18 protein-coding genes are annotated in these 13,857 nt (G+C 30.6%); 1 reads left to right on the forward strand and 17 read right to left on the reverse strand.

Annotation, left to right across the window (positions count from 1 at the left end):
- Positions 1-7: 7 nt before the first annotated feature.
- The 15 genes from bhYOR_RS04895 to bhYOR_RS04965 form a co-directional block, all read right to left on the reverse strand.
- A complete protein-coding gene (locus bhYOR_RS04895) occupies positions 8-427 on the reverse strand; it encodes a DUF1463 family protein (protein ID WP_025400200.1) in 420 nt (139 codons plus the stop codon).
- A 2-nt stretch (positions 428-429) separates the two neighbouring features.
- On the reverse strand, positions 430-1,557 hold the full coding sequence (locus tag bhYOR_RS04900; protein WP_247088353.1) for a DUF787 family protein: 1,128 nt from the start codon (positions 1,555-1,557) through the stop codon (positions 430-432).
- Entirely contained in the window at positions 1,517-2,110 is a 594-nt protein-coding gene (locus bhYOR_RS04905) for a DUF764 family protein (RefSeq protein WP_247088362.1), read from the reverse strand. The genes bhYOR_RS04900 and bhYOR_RS04905 overlap by 41 nt, the downstream gene beginning before the upstream one ends.
- The gene (locus tag bhYOR_RS04910) at positions 2,107-2,496 is read right to left on the reverse strand and encodes a hypothetical protein (RefSeq protein ID WP_025407097.1); all 390 of its coding nucleotides are present in this window, start codon (positions 2,494-2,496) and stop codon (positions 2,107-2,109) included. The genes bhYOR_RS04905 and bhYOR_RS04910 overlap by 4 nt, the downstream gene beginning before the upstream one ends.
- Positions 2,487-2,861: a DUF1506 family protein gene (locus bhYOR_RS04915; RefSeq protein ID WP_247088390.1), complete on the reverse strand. Its 375-nt coding sequence runs from the start codon at positions 2,859-2,861 to the stop codon at positions 2,487-2,489. Before bhYOR_RS04915 ends, bhYOR_RS04910 begins: the two co-directional genes overlap by 10 nt.
- Entirely contained in the window at positions 2,861-3,274 is a 414-nt protein-coding gene (locus tag bhYOR_RS04920; RefSeq protein ID WP_247088318.1) for a DUF3890 domain-containing protein, read from the reverse strand. Before bhYOR_RS04920 ends, bhYOR_RS04915 begins: the two co-directional genes overlap by 1 nt.
- A gap of 13 nt (positions 3,275-3,287) precedes the next feature.
- On the reverse strand, positions 3,288-4,265 hold the full coding sequence (locus tag bhYOR_RS04925; protein WP_040126256.1) for a hypothetical protein: 978 nt from the start codon (positions 4,263-4,265) through the stop codon (positions 3,288-3,290).
- Between the two features lie 20 nt (positions 4,266-4,285).
- Positions 4,286-4,861 (reverse strand): DUF228 domain-containing protein, encoded by a 576-nt coding sequence (locus bhYOR_RS04930; RefSeq protein WP_025400150.1) that lies wholly within the window; start codon positions 4,859-4,861, stop codon positions 4,286-4,288.
- Between the two features lie 15 nt (positions 4,862-4,876).
- Entirely contained in the window at positions 4,877-5,650 is a 774-nt protein-coding gene (locus bhYOR_RS04935) for a DUF228 domain-containing protein (RefSeq protein WP_247088392.1), read from the reverse strand.
- Between the two features lie 2 nt (positions 5,651-5,652).
- Complete coding sequence (locus bhYOR_RS04940) at positions 5,653-6,210, reverse strand: DUF228 domain-containing protein (protein WP_025400151.1); 558 nt, start codon at positions 6,208-6,210, stop codon at positions 5,653-5,655.
- A 14-nt stretch (positions 6,211-6,224) separates the two neighbouring features.
- Complete coding sequence (locus bhYOR_RS04945) at positions 6,225-6,899, reverse strand: DUF1357 family protein (RefSeq protein WP_025400152.1); 675 nt, start codon at positions 6,897-6,899, stop codon at positions 6,225-6,227.
- 11 nt (positions 6,900-6,910) lie between these two features.
- The gene (locus tag bhYOR_RS04950) at positions 6,911-8,119 is read right to left on the reverse strand and encodes an anti-CBASS protein Acb1 family protein (RefSeq protein ID WP_247088320.1); all 1,209 of its coding nucleotides are present in this window, start codon (positions 8,117-8,119) and stop codon (positions 6,911-6,913) included.
- A gap of 152 nt (positions 8,120-8,271) precedes the next feature.
- Positions 8,272-9,042: a Bdr family repetitive protein gene (bdr, locus tag bhYOR_RS04955; protein WP_247088394.1), complete on the reverse strand. Its 771-nt coding sequence runs from the start codon at positions 9,040-9,042 to the stop codon at positions 8,272-8,274.
- A gap of 40 nt (positions 9,043-9,082) precedes the next feature.
- Positions 9,083-10,435 (reverse strand): PBSX family phage terminase large subunit, encoded by a 1,353-nt coding sequence (locus bhYOR_RS04960; RefSeq protein ID WP_247088323.1) that lies wholly within the window; start codon positions 10,433-10,435, stop codon positions 9,083-9,085.
- Between the two features lie 16 nt (positions 10,436-10,451).
- Positions 10,452-11,012 carry a DUF603 domain-containing protein gene (locus tag bhYOR_RS04965; protein WP_247088397.1) on the reverse strand — a complete coding sequence of 187 codons (561 nt, stop codon included), beginning with the start codon at positions 11,010-11,012 and terminating at the stop codon, positions 10,452-10,454.
- A gap of 563 nt (positions 11,013-11,575) precedes the next feature.
- On the opposite strand from bhYOR_RS04965, the gene bhYOR_RS04970 reads away from it, so the two are divergent.
- Entirely contained in the window at positions 11,576-12,343 is a 768-nt protein-coding gene (locus bhYOR_RS04970; RefSeq protein WP_247088399.1) for a tyrosine-type recombinase/integrase, read from the forward strand.
- A 277-nt stretch (positions 12,344-12,620) separates the two neighbouring features.
- Here bhYOR_RS04970 and bhYOR_RS04975 read toward each other — a convergent pair whose 3' ends face one another.
- Together bhYOR_RS04975 and bhYOR_RS04980 are read right to left on the reverse strand one after the other, a co-directional pair.
- Positions 12,621-13,439: a DNA adenine methylase gene (locus bhYOR_RS04975; RefSeq protein WP_247088401.1), complete on the reverse strand. Its 819-nt coding sequence runs from the start codon at positions 13,437-13,439 to the stop codon at positions 12,621-12,623.
- Positions 13,436-13,852 (reverse strand): DUF261 domain-containing protein, encoded by a 417-nt coding sequence (locus tag bhYOR_RS04980; protein ID WP_025434179.1) that lies wholly within the window; start codon positions 13,850-13,852, stop codon positions 13,436-13,438. Before bhYOR_RS04980 ends, bhYOR_RS04975 begins: the two co-directional genes overlap by 4 nt.
- Positions 13,853-13,857: the final 5 nt, after the last annotated feature.

The raw sequence follows: 13,857 nt of genomic DNA on the forward strand, positions 1-13,857 counted from the left end.
TTCAAAATTAGGTGTTTACTGTGCAGTTAACCGCTCTGATTTCAAATGTAACCTTTTCAGCCTCAGCAGAATAACTTCTTGAAGGTTCTTCTGCAAAAAATGCATATTGAGATACAATTTTGATGTCTTCTAAGTCATTGAATACTAAATCTAACATCTTTGCAGTTTTACTTTGATGAGTATTATAAAATTGGTCTTTTGAAAGCTTTGTTAGCAATTTGTACTCATAAGATCCAATTGTAACTTCAATATTGAATATGAAAGTAATGGTTCTAGGATCCCTGAAGCTAACTACGGGGAAACCCCTATCTTCACTGCTAGCTACTGCTCTTGTTGTAGGTTCACTTGTAAGTTCTAACTTACCGCCTTGAATTTCATTCCCACCAATTGAAAAAAATATGTTCCTTAAATCATAGTATTGTTCCATTCTCAATTCTCCTTCAAGCTATTTATATAACTATTTATATCTTGTGCTGTAATGTTTAAAAGGACAGCGTTCATAGAGTGGTTATAAGTAATCTCTATTGATAAGAAAAGCTTTAGCTCGGGTGTTGGTGATATGTGAATCTTAAGCTTGGAGTAAGCAACAATAATATTCCTATCAATGAAACGTTTAAGCATACATTCAACAGCAGCACTGTAAGCATTATCTCTTTTTCCTGAGAGTTGTAGTTCTGATAGTTTACTATTCTGTCTACCATTAACATTCCATACTCTAATAAGCTCGGATGTAAGTTCAGATTTGATATAATGATAAGTAAATAATTCGTCAATGGGAGTTCCTTCAAGAGTTACTCCTTCCTTAAAAGCCATAACACCATCAAGACCAGTCTCATTAAGCAATGAGTAAAAGTTAATATTAGCATTCCTAAGTTTACAGGTTATAGAATCATCAGTAATAGGACTCATACCGCTAAACTTAAGTCCATAAGGGTTTACAGCATGAAAAATACTAGCTTCATGTAAGTATTTAGATATAAATCTTAAGTGTAAGTATTCCTCTCCTTTAGAGTGGATAACAATAATTTTAGATTTAGAATTCGTACCATTTTTAAACAACTCTTTTATTTCAGATTCTTTTGTTGCAAATACAAAGAAGTGAGCAGGGTCTTTAAAATGAGTATAATCATCCTTATATATTGTAAGCCCATCACCACCATCACTGTTACTTGAATAAGTATTAATAAGGGCAACAAAAGTATATCTATTGTCTTTAAGTTGGGTTTTAATTGCCTTTGCTTCGGTTCCCTCTTTATATATAAGTAGCTTGACTGATCTAAGTCCGGCATCACCTGCTGAGAAGAATGCTTGCATTGCTTTTTTTAGGTATTCTCTCTCCTTATTAAATTCATCCTCACCATTATTTCCTTCCTTTTCAAGTGCCTCGATTTGTTTTTCAAAGCTATTTATATTTAAGTTTAATATCTTTATCTTAGGTGTTGAATCATTGAGTTTGATCTTTGCACATTTATACACTAGTAAGGGTGTATAGTAACTTACATAGTTTATATCTAATTCAGAATGTGCCAAATTCACACTGATTGTATCTTGTGGCATTCTGTTCTTCCTCCTTAATTTGGTTTTCTTTTACTTGTACATTAGCTTTAAAACCACAACTTGCAGAGTATGCTAACTTACTATAATTGCTTTCAATATCAATAAGACCAGAATTTTGCATATTGGTTGTAGCATAAATGTAAAACTTTAGCTCTATTTCATGAGTGCTTATACCTTCTTCAGGTTTGAACGAACAACTTTGGGTACCTAAGTCATGTAAAAAATCACTAAATAACGTATAAAGTGACATAAGTCTCTTATATGCATTTTTATTAACGTTTGCAAATGCCATGAAATAGATTTGGAAACAGATACCAAATTCATTTACATTTTTGTAAAATGAACCGGTTCTTAAGTTGTGATTAAAAAGACCTTCAAGATTTTCAAATTTTATTGCAAGGATATTGGGCTTTTTTATTGTATGTTCAGACATGTATGGATGGTTATGCGTATTTATAATATCAACATCAAGTTTATGAATGCTTGCAAATTTAGTGAAGTCTTTTAAAACTGATATCAGAGATTGCTTTATAGTAGTAATATCCAGTATCATTCATTTATCCTATATTCAATGGTCTTAAGCATAAGTCCGCTGCAACTGAGTGGTACCTCAGGTGTTTTGCTACCCCTTCTCTTTTTTAAAGCAATTGTCTTAGGAGAGAGTGCAGGTTTTACTTTAGATGCTAATACGTAATTTTTATAATATTCTATGAATGCATTTCCCAAAGCATTCATACCATTTTGAATGCCTTTATTAAATTCATTATTCATGTAATTGGTATTAACGTACTCTCTAAACTGAGAAGAATTAGCTACTTCGGTCAAGTGCTTACGTATGGGTAAATTCTTAGTACCCATTTCATGTATAAATGCTACCAAAGCACGCCCCCCAAACCAACCAATCTCTAATTCTATTTCTCTAAAACCTTTTATCTCCATTCTAAACCCCGTAAAATTAAAGTCTTATAACCAACGCTAGAGTCAATATTTATAATTTCAAAAAATGAACCTTCAAGTGATACTCTGTCTTTAATTTCAAAATTAATCTCAGCATTTGTATAAAGCTTTGATAAGTTTTTCAAATCATAAATATTAGAGTCATTAATTTTTACAAGTTCTTGTGGAGAGATATCGATAATAATTCCAACAAATTGAGTGTAATTATTTTTATCGAAATTAATCTCAGGGCTTTCAAACTCATCATCATGCGAATATGTTCCTTTGTAAAACCGGAAGTATGATTCTTCACGAAACCTGCCAATCATGCGTTCTGCCATACTAGCAAGCCTGTCTCTTGTGCTCATTACACAACACCTATGCAGTAAGTCTTACGCGCTCCTGACTTAATTTGTGTGATAAGCTCTTCAAAAGAGGAACAATAATCTTTACTCCCACAATTCAATTCGGTACCTGAGGATGGATAATAATCAATCTCAAGCTCACCAAATTTTTCTTTTTTGATTTTCTCAAGACCAAACTCACGAATCACACCAGAACGCTTTAGATGGCAACCTATGTGATAATAAAGCAGTAGAGATGCTTGACTAATATTTAATGTGCTAAGGTTAACACCACGTGTATTAAGTATCATCTCAAGTAGCTTTGCTTGTTCTTCAAACTTTGCAAAACTTAAATCCTCTTCAGATAAATCTAAGAGAGCTTTAATTCGTAAGTAAAGCTCTCCAAAACCTTCTGATGATTCTACATCACTATCCATAAGTCACAATTCCTTAACTTTGCTTAATATCAACTCTTAAAATAGTCTTCTGTGTTGCCAAAAGTCCACCAAGTACAAAATCAATGTATGAATGAGCAATATCAGTTGAATCCTTATCAACTTGTTCATTTGGCATTGGTAACATATATTTACTTGGTTTAAATTTAATTAGTTCTGCATTTAATGGATAAATTAGTATCTGATTTGAGAGTAAGTTACTTGTCTCTACGTAAACTTCTTGTCTATTATTAACAGCTTTAATAGTCTTAACCAAAAAGTCTTCCCAAGAGTCAGTTGAAGAATAAATATTAGATGATGAGGACGCATTTGGTATTGCATATGGTTTTACAAGTTTCAAACTGGTTGCTTGGTCAACTAATACCATCATAGGAGTAGAAAATTCATCACCAAGTTCTAACTTTGCAAGTCCTGATTCAATCTTTTCAAAGATCTTATCCATCTTATCTTTATCACTACTGCTTACTTCTTCTTTGACTTGATCTGGCATATTAAGTAGGCCATACATATTAGGAAGCATACGTTTTTGATTCTTTCCATCTTTTTGGATTGAAACAGTACCCGTTAATATGAAGTGATTTATAAGTTTAATAATCTCATTAATTGCAAGCTTATATGCTTCCTTGAAAGGCAATAAATTATTATTTACATCGCCTGCATAATCATTATTTTTATAAAACTGTTCAGAAGTTTGCTTTAAATGTCTAAACTTATATTGTAATTTAAGGTAGTTAAGCTTGACTGCTTCTGACCTAAATCCTATTGTTGCAATAGTATTAACTTCATTTACTAATGTTGTAGGGTTGGCATTAAGAAACGCATCCCATTTTATTGTTCTTAAGTACCCGGTCTTTAAATCAACATCTTCGATTTGTTCATTTGAAAACCAGTTGTAAAATACTGGTAACTTTATTTTAGAAAATATATTTGATATTTCCTTAGCATAATAATTTTGATCATATAATTCTGACATCTTCAAACTCCTTTAATTTATTAACTTGGTTTACCTTTATTGCCATAAACAGCTACATGTACTACGTAAAGTTTCTTTTCGGTACTATCAAGTTCAATTGAATCTGATAGGGCTACTACACTAATTTTGTTATTACTTGAACTATTCTTTTCAACCTGACCATCTGAGTTAAATTTAAGCTTATCTTTTCTCTTAATAGAATTGTCTTTTGCAACAAGATACCCTTGAAAGCTATTTGTAATAGGTATTACTGTAGCAGTTTGTGTAAACTCATCAATATCTGTGCAGATACCATAAAGGTCATCCTCACCCCCAGCTTCAACATGTGGTTCATAGTGTGGTTTACTATTATCTGATGTTGTATCTACAACAAGCTTTACTCCTCTTTTATATGGATACCCTTTAAAAAAATAATTCTTAAATTTGTCGTGCCTACTAGTTACAGTTCCACCAGAATTACTAAAATGTAAATTTTTATTCCTAAAATCAGCTGTATTACTAAAAGTACCAGCATCCCTGGTAGGATTCTTCATCAGCTTTTTAAGCTCTTTAGCTTTATCTTCATATTGTTTTACTAACTGAGTTACATTTGACACTTTAATCCTCCTATTTTAAGAAACTGCCTTATTACCATAAAGAGCTATCTTTACTAAATACAATTTATAATCTTCTTGTCCTTTTTTAGATTCATCATCAGTAAGCTGCAAAGTAAATATGTTACTAAGTGCAATTGCATTAATTGAAACTGATGAAGAACTAGATGTCTTAAAGGCTTCTCCATTTGAATTGAAATCTAATTTATCACCAACCTGAATACCAGAAGAATTTTGCGCAAATACATATCCTTCAAAATTATTTGTTATTGGTATTACTGTTGCGATATTAGTATATTCATTAATATCAATGCATATTCCATACATATTTTTGCCATCAGAAACTTCTACTTGAACTTCATCAGGTTTACCTGTTTCAATTTTTAATTTAACAGCACGTTTGTATGGAAATCCAAAAGCTGGGTATTCTTCTAATTTATCTGTGCTACTTGATAAAGATTGACATATAGCATCAAATGTTAAATTTTTATCTCTAAATCCAGTCTTGGCTTTAAAAACAGCAGGCTCATCATTAAAACTTTTAGAGTATTTCTTTAATTTTAAGATACCCTCTTTAAGGGTCTTACCCTCAGCAGTCTCTAGTGCCGCTGCATGTCTCTTACCTCTTCTCCTCCCCTGTGTAGAGTCCTCTTGTATGGAAGCTTCTTGTTCTACTTGTTGTTTTAAAAACTGGACAATTTCAGTATCATCCATTGAAGAATAAATGCCAGGATCAAGTGATTCATTTGGCACATTTGGTGTTAAGCTTGCTTGCTGACCATTGCTACTCACTTTTAGCTGACCCCTCTATTTCCAAATATACTTACAAGCGCTATGTATAGATTTTCATTGATTTTAAATGCCTTTGATAAGGCAATACCATTAATAATACGAGAACCTGAACCACTGTCATTTTCAATCTCTCCATTCGTATCAAATTTCACTTTTACGCCAGGTGTAATGGAAGATTGACTACTTTTTTTTACTACCAAATATCCAGTAAAATTGTTTGTTATTGGCATTACTGTGGCAGTACCAGTAAATTCATCTATATCAGTACATATTCCATAAAGGTCAGCACCACCACAAGCTTCAACACAAGGTTCATAACCATCCTCAAAAGATAACTTAATTCCTCTCTTGTATGGATATCCTTTAACAGGATAATTTTCTAATCTGTCAACACTGCTAGTTATAGTCCCACCTTGATTTGCAAAGTGTACTCCTTTATCCTGAAAACCTATATCTACATGAAAAAGACCAGCATCTCTATTCGGGTTCTTCATTAGGTCTTGTATTTCTTTTACTTTCTTATCATATTCAGTTTTTAGTTGTGTTATGGCCTGTGACATATATACTTATCTCCTTAAGCGGTTTTTTGTTTTCCAAGCTTATAAAACTCATTTCTTCTCTCTTTATAAGCATTAGCAATAGAAATATTAAACTCATTAAAGTTTTGGGGACTAAAGTTAGGATCTAAGATTGATATATCCTCATTTGTTAAGTTAAGTTTAATCTCACCTTTGGAACTGATACTTGTAGCTTGGATTCTTTTCTTTATATTTACTTTAGCAAGGTTTACAAGTTGTTCAAGCACTTCTCCATCTAAATGACTAGTATCTCTTACCTTAGCAATAGCTTGAATGTCTTCAGCTGGTACGTACTTCCTAACAAGTTCCCTACGTTGTGCTTGCATTATATCTTTTAATAAGTAGCCTTTAGCAAGTAGTGTTTCTTTATTAAAATGCGAACTTAAATGTTTGCGTGCTAAAGTATCAATCTCATTAATACGAGAAGCCTCACTTAATAATTTATTTTCTTCTTCCAAGCGTGCTTGCGTATCGGCAAGCTCCTTTGATATCCTCTCATTAATACTTAAATTCTGACTATCAGATTCTCTTGTTGCTTTATATGCTTTATATTCTTCATATTCCTTTAAACTTAAAGTAATACTATTTTTATCCTCTTTATTATCCTCTGTACTTTGCATCAAGTTATCCTTTTGCGCGCTATCTACATTTTCTTGTGTTTTTTTGTTCATAAAATCTCCTTTTAGCCTTCATAAAAAAATAATTTTGATCTTAAAGCGTCAAGTTCTCTTTGACTTAACGTATTGCTTGATTCTAATTCCTTATATTTAAGGGTTAATTCTATAAGTCTAGAATCTCTCTCATACTTTTCTTCTTCAGTTAGCACATGCAATGAATTAAATCTCATGTCTAAGTAGTAATGCTTACCCAGTTTACTATTACAATTAATTTCTAGCTCTTCTTGAACACCTTTTAGAAAGTCATAGTAATTCGATCTGTCCCCCTTACCATCACTTCCCAGTCCCTTAACTTGTTCATTAAAGCTCCTTGTTAGTGGTTCTTTTGTGTCAGCACCTATCTTTGCTTTTACTAATGCTAATGCTTCCTTTAAATAGGTTAAGTCATACTTAATAACCTCCAGTGAGGCATCTGGTGTGCCACTGTAAAATATTCCTTCATTATTTAAGTTGGATTTAAGTCTAGAAAGCTCTCTTTCTAAATCTCTATTTACACTCTTAAACGCACTTATATGATTCTCATTTAAATCATTTCTTTTAAAGATATTAGGAAATATGCTCGCCCTATCATTAACACCCTTAGTTAAAAGTTCTAATGAGGTTGTAGCATTACTTAAGGCATCTTGTAATGATACTAATGATTCATCCCTGTAAAATAAAAAGTTATGACTCTCTATTCGCTTTTCTATTTCTTTATATATTTGTTCAAAAAGATATATATTAAGCAAAAAGCTTTGCGTATAACATGGGCTGTATGCTTTAAGCACATAATCATAATTGGAGTGTATGATTACCCTGCTCTTATGTATCTTTATTTCCTTATAAGATATCTTCTCATCTGTATTTACTTTTAAAGTATATGTTATATAAGTAGCATCAGGCCCCTCATCACGAACATTACTATAATCAAGATACATAAACCCAATAGGCAATTCTTTATTTACTTCCAAGTATAAATCTTGTAGCTGATCTGCTGTTTTAACTAAAATGTATCCAACACCATTAAAACGATAACTAATAAGACACTGCAATAATGTTGCTTTTAGCTCTATTTTTAACGTTTCTAAAGCATCATTAACATTCAAAGCAGTAGTTACACTATTTAAAGTGATTCCATTCTTAAGGCAATCTTCTGCTACATTTGAAATGTAGTTTCTAAAAAATATTGAATATTTATATAAATCTCTTGAATTAATCTTAAAATTTAAGCTCATGGCTTATTTAACCTTTAACGATAGCAAGTATAATGCAATAATTAATTTTTGCTAATTGTTTCTAACAAAAAATTAAATAATTTTTGTAAAAAAAATGACGGGAAAAAATAATTGACAGAAAGTCAATTAAATAAGGGGCTAGTTAAATAAATTTACTTTACTAATAGTGATATTAATGCTAAAAATATTCCTATATTAAGGGTGATAAGAGTCCCAAACATCCAATTATGTAATCTTAATGTGCTCTTAAGTTCTATTGTATTAGTATCAATCTTGTTATCAAGTTCAGTAAATTTAGTATCAATCTTTACATTTAGATTATTCTCAACAGTATCAATCTTATTATCAAGGTCTTTAATGTCAGATTTTAATTCATTTCTAACAGTATCAATCTTTATGTTAAGATTATTCTCAACAGTATCAATCTTATTATCAAGGTCTCTAATATCAGATTTTAATTCATTTCTAACGTTATCAATCTTGTTGTCAAGGTCTCTAATATCAGATTTTAATTCATTTCTAACAGTATCAATCTTTATGTTAAGATTATTCTCAACAGTATCAATTTTGGTATCCAGGTCTTTAATGTCAGATTTTAATTCATTTCTAACGTTATCAATCTTAATGTTAAGATTATTCTCAACAGTATCAATTTTGGTATCCAGGTCTTTAATGTCAGATTTTAATTCATTTCTAACGTTGTCAATCTTGTTGTCAAGGTCTCTAATATCAGATTTTAAGCTTGCCTCAAGCTTTTCAAGCTTAAGGTTAAAAGTAGTCTCTAAATACTCAATGTCTTTGTAAGTAAGCTCATTGCGATAATATCTGTAAGACAGATCAATAGCAATCTCTCTATTTATCCCAGCTTTGGTAAGTTCTGCTATAACCATTTGTTGTGTAATTACTGGTTGTGCAAGTCCCATAAAAATCTCCTTATTTAATTATTATATAATATTTTAAGTGTTATAGGAACCTTCTTTTAGTAAAATGTGCTTTAAGAGAACGTATACCCAAAGTCAATAACATATATGCTGCTGATAGGCTATCTAATGAATCATCAGCACTCTTTCCATCTCCTTTGTACTTATAAATATCAGCAATTGCTGACTTGCTTGAATAGTACATAATACTTAAGTTAGAACTTGCAAATGGTCCTATTAACGTAGCAATTCTAGTAAATTTATTACTTATAGGTTTAATTGGCGCAATTCTAAACTCATGATTCATACCTGCTCTAAGTTTAAGAAAGGTTTTAGTCACATTCCCATGCCCAGAAGTATCATCCCTATCTTCAACATATAGTGTATGTACATTAAGGTTTGTTAAAATAGTTTTAATTGTATTTAATACCTTAGGATCACTGACTGGTAACTTCTCTTGAAATATAAATGCATAATACTTTTGATCTACTCTTTCTAAAACACAAAGGGCAGTATTATCACCTCCAATGCTGTATGCAGGATCTAAATATGCTATTGGACTTATAAATTCATGATTACTTGTAAGATTAATATTGGTAAATATCGAATCGTATGAGGCAACCCATTCTCCTAAGAGTACCCTTGCTTTATATGTTGGCATGTCCCTGTAAATCTCTTCTTGGGTTTTAATAAATTCTTTTGATATTAGTTCATTATCATATGTTGTAAAGTTATATGTAGCATAAGTTTTCTTGTTATCAATGTAATCAGTTTTAAAAAAATGTTCTGGACTGTCTGGATTTGTATCAAATATAATAGTTTCCATACCTACTCTAAGTCTCTTTAAACATTCTATTAGCGTTTCCTTATGCAGTGTAGTTGCTTCATTAACGTAAATAAGAGCGGAATTACTTCCTCTAAACCTTTCAAAATCACTTGCCTTATCTCCACCATATAGATTGACTCTTAAGGAGTCTATTTCAAAATATGATGTATTAGAAAACTTTGGCGTAAAGGGTACTCTTAGCATGCTAGCAATCTTTTCAAACTGCCCTAAAACATTAATCTCTAATGATTTTTGTGAATTACCTAATATAAAATTATTGGTATCCTGTTTATAAAAATGTCTATTCTTAATGAGCATCTTTAGATATAAATAGCAAGCCAAGAATGTTTTACCACTGGCAATACCACCTGACAGGATAATTTTACTTTGATTATTATTCTCAATTAATTTTAAAACCTCACATTGTTTCTTAGTTAGATATGTCTTCTCAAACCCTCTAAAATCAATTACAGTTGCTTTCAGTTTAATTAAATCTGCTATATCAATACCAAATTCACGCTTGTATTCTTTTTGCATTTCCTTAAAAAGAGGTAGTTTATATATATCCATTTCCTAACCTTTAAATTTAAAATTTAGATCTCACATCAACATCAGTAGCTTTAAGCTTAAGCATTGTCTTATAATAAAGTGACATCTTCTTAAGTTCTCTTTCCCTTTTAAGTTCATCCAGTTTAAGTTTTAATTCTTCAAGCCTCTTACTCTCTTCATCTGAATGCGAAAGATTATTATCCCTAATTTTATTATCAAAACTTATAATCTTAGATTCTAATATTTCTATCTCGTGATTATGGGCTTTAAGTTCCAACTCTAAATAACGACTAAATGAATTTATAAATTCAATTCCCAACATGCTTCTGGCCATACTGAACTGACTTTTAAGATCACGCGCTTGGGCTGTACTTTGTGAAGCATGAAGCAAAATATTAGTTAAAGTATCCTCACGAATAGTAAGCTTAGCAGTTTCTTTAACGTATTCATGGTCATCCTTAACCTCTTCCCACTTGCGTCTCATCTTTCCTACATTAACACGACTTACTCCCATCTCTTTTGCTATTTGTGCGTCATTAAGCCTGCCTTCTTTAAAATACACAACATAATCATCAAATGACTTCTTTACTCTTCTCATATCTCTTTAAACCTAGTCTAAATTAACAAAACTTAACAAAAACTAATATAAACTCTATAACAAAACAATCAACTTTACAAAAACAATTAAGACTTATAAGAAGCTCACACAACATAAGAAAAACTGCTACATATTGTTTAAATCAAAAAAAACAAAGAAGGAAAATAAACGAATAGGGATTGTTAGAAACAATAGTAAAGATAAATAAATTAAACTGGTTACAAAAATGGTAAAAGAAGATAAAAAGTAAACAATTGGTTAACAAAAAGAAAGAGGTTAAATTTTAAAGAGCAATACGTACCATTGTAAAATGAAGATCCACTAAAAAGACAAATAGAGTATATGTAGAGGATATTTTCAAGTATTTGTTAAAGATAGGATAAAGTATACTAGAAATATTAACCTAACATATCAAAAAGTACCCTTTCTATTTACATAAAGTACCTTAGAGGGGGTATTTTATATACAATGAAGCGACGTTAGAATTGACTTACAATACAAGTATTTGCTAACATTTTTGTAACTAATTTTAAATATTTTTAAAATCTTTAGTTAACAATAAAATGCATGAAAAGGAACTCTTAACTAACAGTAATCTTAACTTTATTAATGAACTAATAAAGCAAAATGAATGCCTCAATGAAGAATTGTCACAACTTAAAAGTACACTTAAGAGTAAAAATAAAGCTTCAAAACAATCAAAAAACACTCCTGTAAGATTCTATCTAAATGACAAAACAACCAAACTAGTAAAAAAATGTATAAAAAAGCTTATACAAATCAACCCAATCTCAGGATGGTTTGTATATATCTTAAGTATTACTGGTTGCAGAGGTGTTGAGATACAAAATGTAAGACTATCTGATGTATCAAAAGAAACAAGCTGTGATGGTGAAGTATTCTATTCTCTTCGTGTTAATGTAGCAAAGAAGAGAAGTAGTATCTGCATAAGAGAAGTAGTTATTAGTGAGTCTGAATTTTATGCTATTATGCAAATACATCAAGAACATTTTGCAAGCAAAGGAAAAGACAAAAGGCGTACTTATCTTTTTCAAAAGAGTAAACACAAATTCCGTGACAATAGAATTAGCATAATTAAGATTTCAAAACAATTTAAATCATTGCTAGAGAGCGCAGGATTTAAACACCGTAAATCTTTACATATATGTAGAAATATATTTATTGCCTCACTAAAATCTAAAGGATACAACTCATTTGAAATTAAAGAACTTATGAAATACTCATCTACTACTGAGATTGATAATGTTTATGGACTCTCCCATGCAAGTAAAATTAATGCTTACAAAGATATCAAAACTAGCTTGAAATAACTTACAATTTTTGCTAATTTATTATATACTTCTACTAAAGTTATTATCAAAACTCATTTACCGCATATAAATATGTATAAATATCTAAGGATTGGTTCTTAGGTATTTTTTTTAACAATAAATTATTTGCTAAGCTCTAGTTTTTGGCAATTATTTAGTGTATAATACATATAAATCCTGAAAGTTTAAACCAATATTTCATTTTTAAAATAAAAAAAGACTCTAAAAGATTCAGAGAAGTAGAGTCTTTTTTTATACACAAATTAAGAATACAAATTCACGCTTTCTCTTTAAACATTTCAAGTTGAATATAACGAGTATTTTTACAACTCATACTTGATTTACTGGTTCTATATGAAGTTGCAAGTATTTCATGTTTAGTATGCCCAAAAGTATTAGCTATTCCAGTTGAACGAGCTATATAATTAACATTAAGATTATATTTCAAGAAAAGTTCTAAAACCCTTAAATCATCAAATTCACTTATTGCAAATTGCCAATTATATCTCTTCATCTCTACAATGAGCCTCTCAAGAGAATCTAAACCCCACCCCCGATTATCAGCAAGACTTCCACGTGAAATTGAATATGGTGGATCAAGATATACAAATGTTGAAGCGATCTTATCTCTTTTCGGCAAAGCACCCAGAAAATCAAAGATATCACGCGAAGTAAATATTGCATAATCAAGCATCTCTTTTACTCTAGACTTATAAGTCTTAAGCATACCCAGAAATAATCTCTTAGAATTGCTTCTATCTAACCTCATAGTTAAGTTATATGAACCATATAGAGAATACAAACTTCTTAAAACCATATATTCTATTTTGTCTTGATTTTCATTTATAATTCTGTCATAAATAATTGCGTCTCTTACCTTCTTATAAAGTGAATCAGGATTTCGTCGCAAATAATAAAAAAACTTATAAATAAACTGAGAATTATCATTGAGTATATTGTAACAAGCTAATGGTTTTGCAAAAAAGATTGCTCCTGTTCCAAAAAATCCTTCAATATATGAAGTATGCTTAGGAAAAAGACTTATAATAACCTTACTATAACGATACTTACTTCCCTCTCTAGCTAGCAGTTTCAATGTTTCCTAAACACTCTCCTTGATGTAATTTGATATTCAACTCCTCTTTCCTTAAGCGTAAGTGAATCATAAAGAACACTGGTATCGTTAGTTGCTATAAAATGATAGCCTGATACACCTTTGATTTTAACTTCACTTATTTCAAATTCATTATTTGTGCATCTGTAAGAATGACTTATCCAACGCACACTTGTCTTAATCCCAAAACTTTGGAGTATACTGCATGGATTTAGAATATAACAATTACTTTTAATGTATCCTAAACCAACAAATTTATGATAATTATTGTTAATATCATTAATACTAAACTGCAATTTTTTAAATCGTTCTATGTAATAATGCAGACATAAAAAGTAACATCCCCACTGACGTATTTCTAAAATTAACTTTGGATTATTTTGCGTTATTTTCATCTTTA

Origin of the sequence: Borrelia nietonii YOR (genome assembly GCF_023035795.1) — a bacterium.
GTDB lineage: Bacteria > Spirochaetota > Spirochaetia > Borreliales > Borreliaceae > Borrelia > Borrelia hermsii.

What these genes read in the sequence shown, in the direction of transcription:
- bhYOR_RS04895 (WP_025400200.1), bottom strand. Translation starts at nt 427, where the DNA reads ATGGAACAATACTATGATTTAAGGAACATATTTTTTTCAATTGGTGGG.
- bhYOR_RS04900 (WP_247088353.1), bottom strand. Translation starts at nt 1,557, where the DNA reads ATGCCACAAGATACAATCAGTGTGAATTTGGCACATTCTGAATTAGAT.
- bhYOR_RS04905 (WP_247088362.1), bottom strand. Translation starts at nt 2,110, where the DNA reads ATGATACTGGATATTACTACTATAAAGCAATCTCTGATATCAGTTTTA.
- bhYOR_RS04910 (WP_025407097.1), bottom strand. Translation starts at nt 2,496, where the DNA reads ATGGAGATAAAAGGTTTTAGAGAAATAGAATTAGAGATTGGTTGGTTT.
- bhYOR_RS04915 (WP_247088390.1), bottom strand. Translation starts at nt 2,861, where the DNA reads ATGAGCACAAGAGACAGGCTTGCTAGTATGGCAGAACGCATGATTGGC.
- bhYOR_RS04920 (WP_247088318.1), bottom strand. Translation starts at nt 3,274, where the DNA reads ATGGATAGTGATGTAGAATCATCAGAAGGTTTTGGAGAGCTTTACTTA.
- bhYOR_RS04925 (WP_040126256.1), bottom strand. Translation starts at nt 4,265, where the DNA reads ATGTCAGAATTATATGATCAAAATTATTATGCTAAGGAAATATCAAAT.
- bhYOR_RS04940 (WP_025400151.1), bottom strand. Translation starts at nt 6,210, where the DNA reads ATGTCACAGGCCATAACACAACTAAAAACTGAATATGATAAGAAAGTA.
- bhYOR_RS04945 (WP_025400152.1), bottom strand. Translation starts at nt 6,899, where the DNA reads ATGAACAAAAAAACACAAGAAAATGTAGATAGCGCGCAAAAGGATAAC.
- bhYOR_RS04950 (WP_247088320.1), bottom strand. Translation starts at nt 8,119, where the DNA reads ATGAGCTTAAATTTTAAGATTAATTCAAGAGATTTATATAAATATTCA.
- bdr (WP_247088394.1), bottom strand. Translation starts at nt 9,042, where the DNA reads ATGGGACTTGCACAACCAGTAATTACACAACAAATGGTTATAGCAGAA.
- bhYOR_RS04960 (WP_247088323.1), bottom strand. Translation starts at nt 10,435, where the DNA reads ATGGATATATATAAACTACCTCTTTTTAAGGAAATGCAAAAAGAATAC.
- bhYOR_RS04965 (WP_247088397.1), bottom strand. Translation starts at nt 11,012, where the DNA reads ATGAGAAGAGTAAAGAAGTCATTTGATGATTATGTTGTGTATTTTAAA.
- bhYOR_RS04970 (WP_247088399.1), top strand. Translation starts at nt 11,576, where the DNA reads ATGCATGAAAAGGAACTCTTAACTAACAGTAATCTTAACTTTATTAAT.
- bhYOR_RS04980 (WP_025434179.1), bottom strand. Translation starts at nt 13,852, where the DNA reads ATGAAAATAACGCAAAATAATCCAAAGTTAATTTTAGAAATACGTCAG.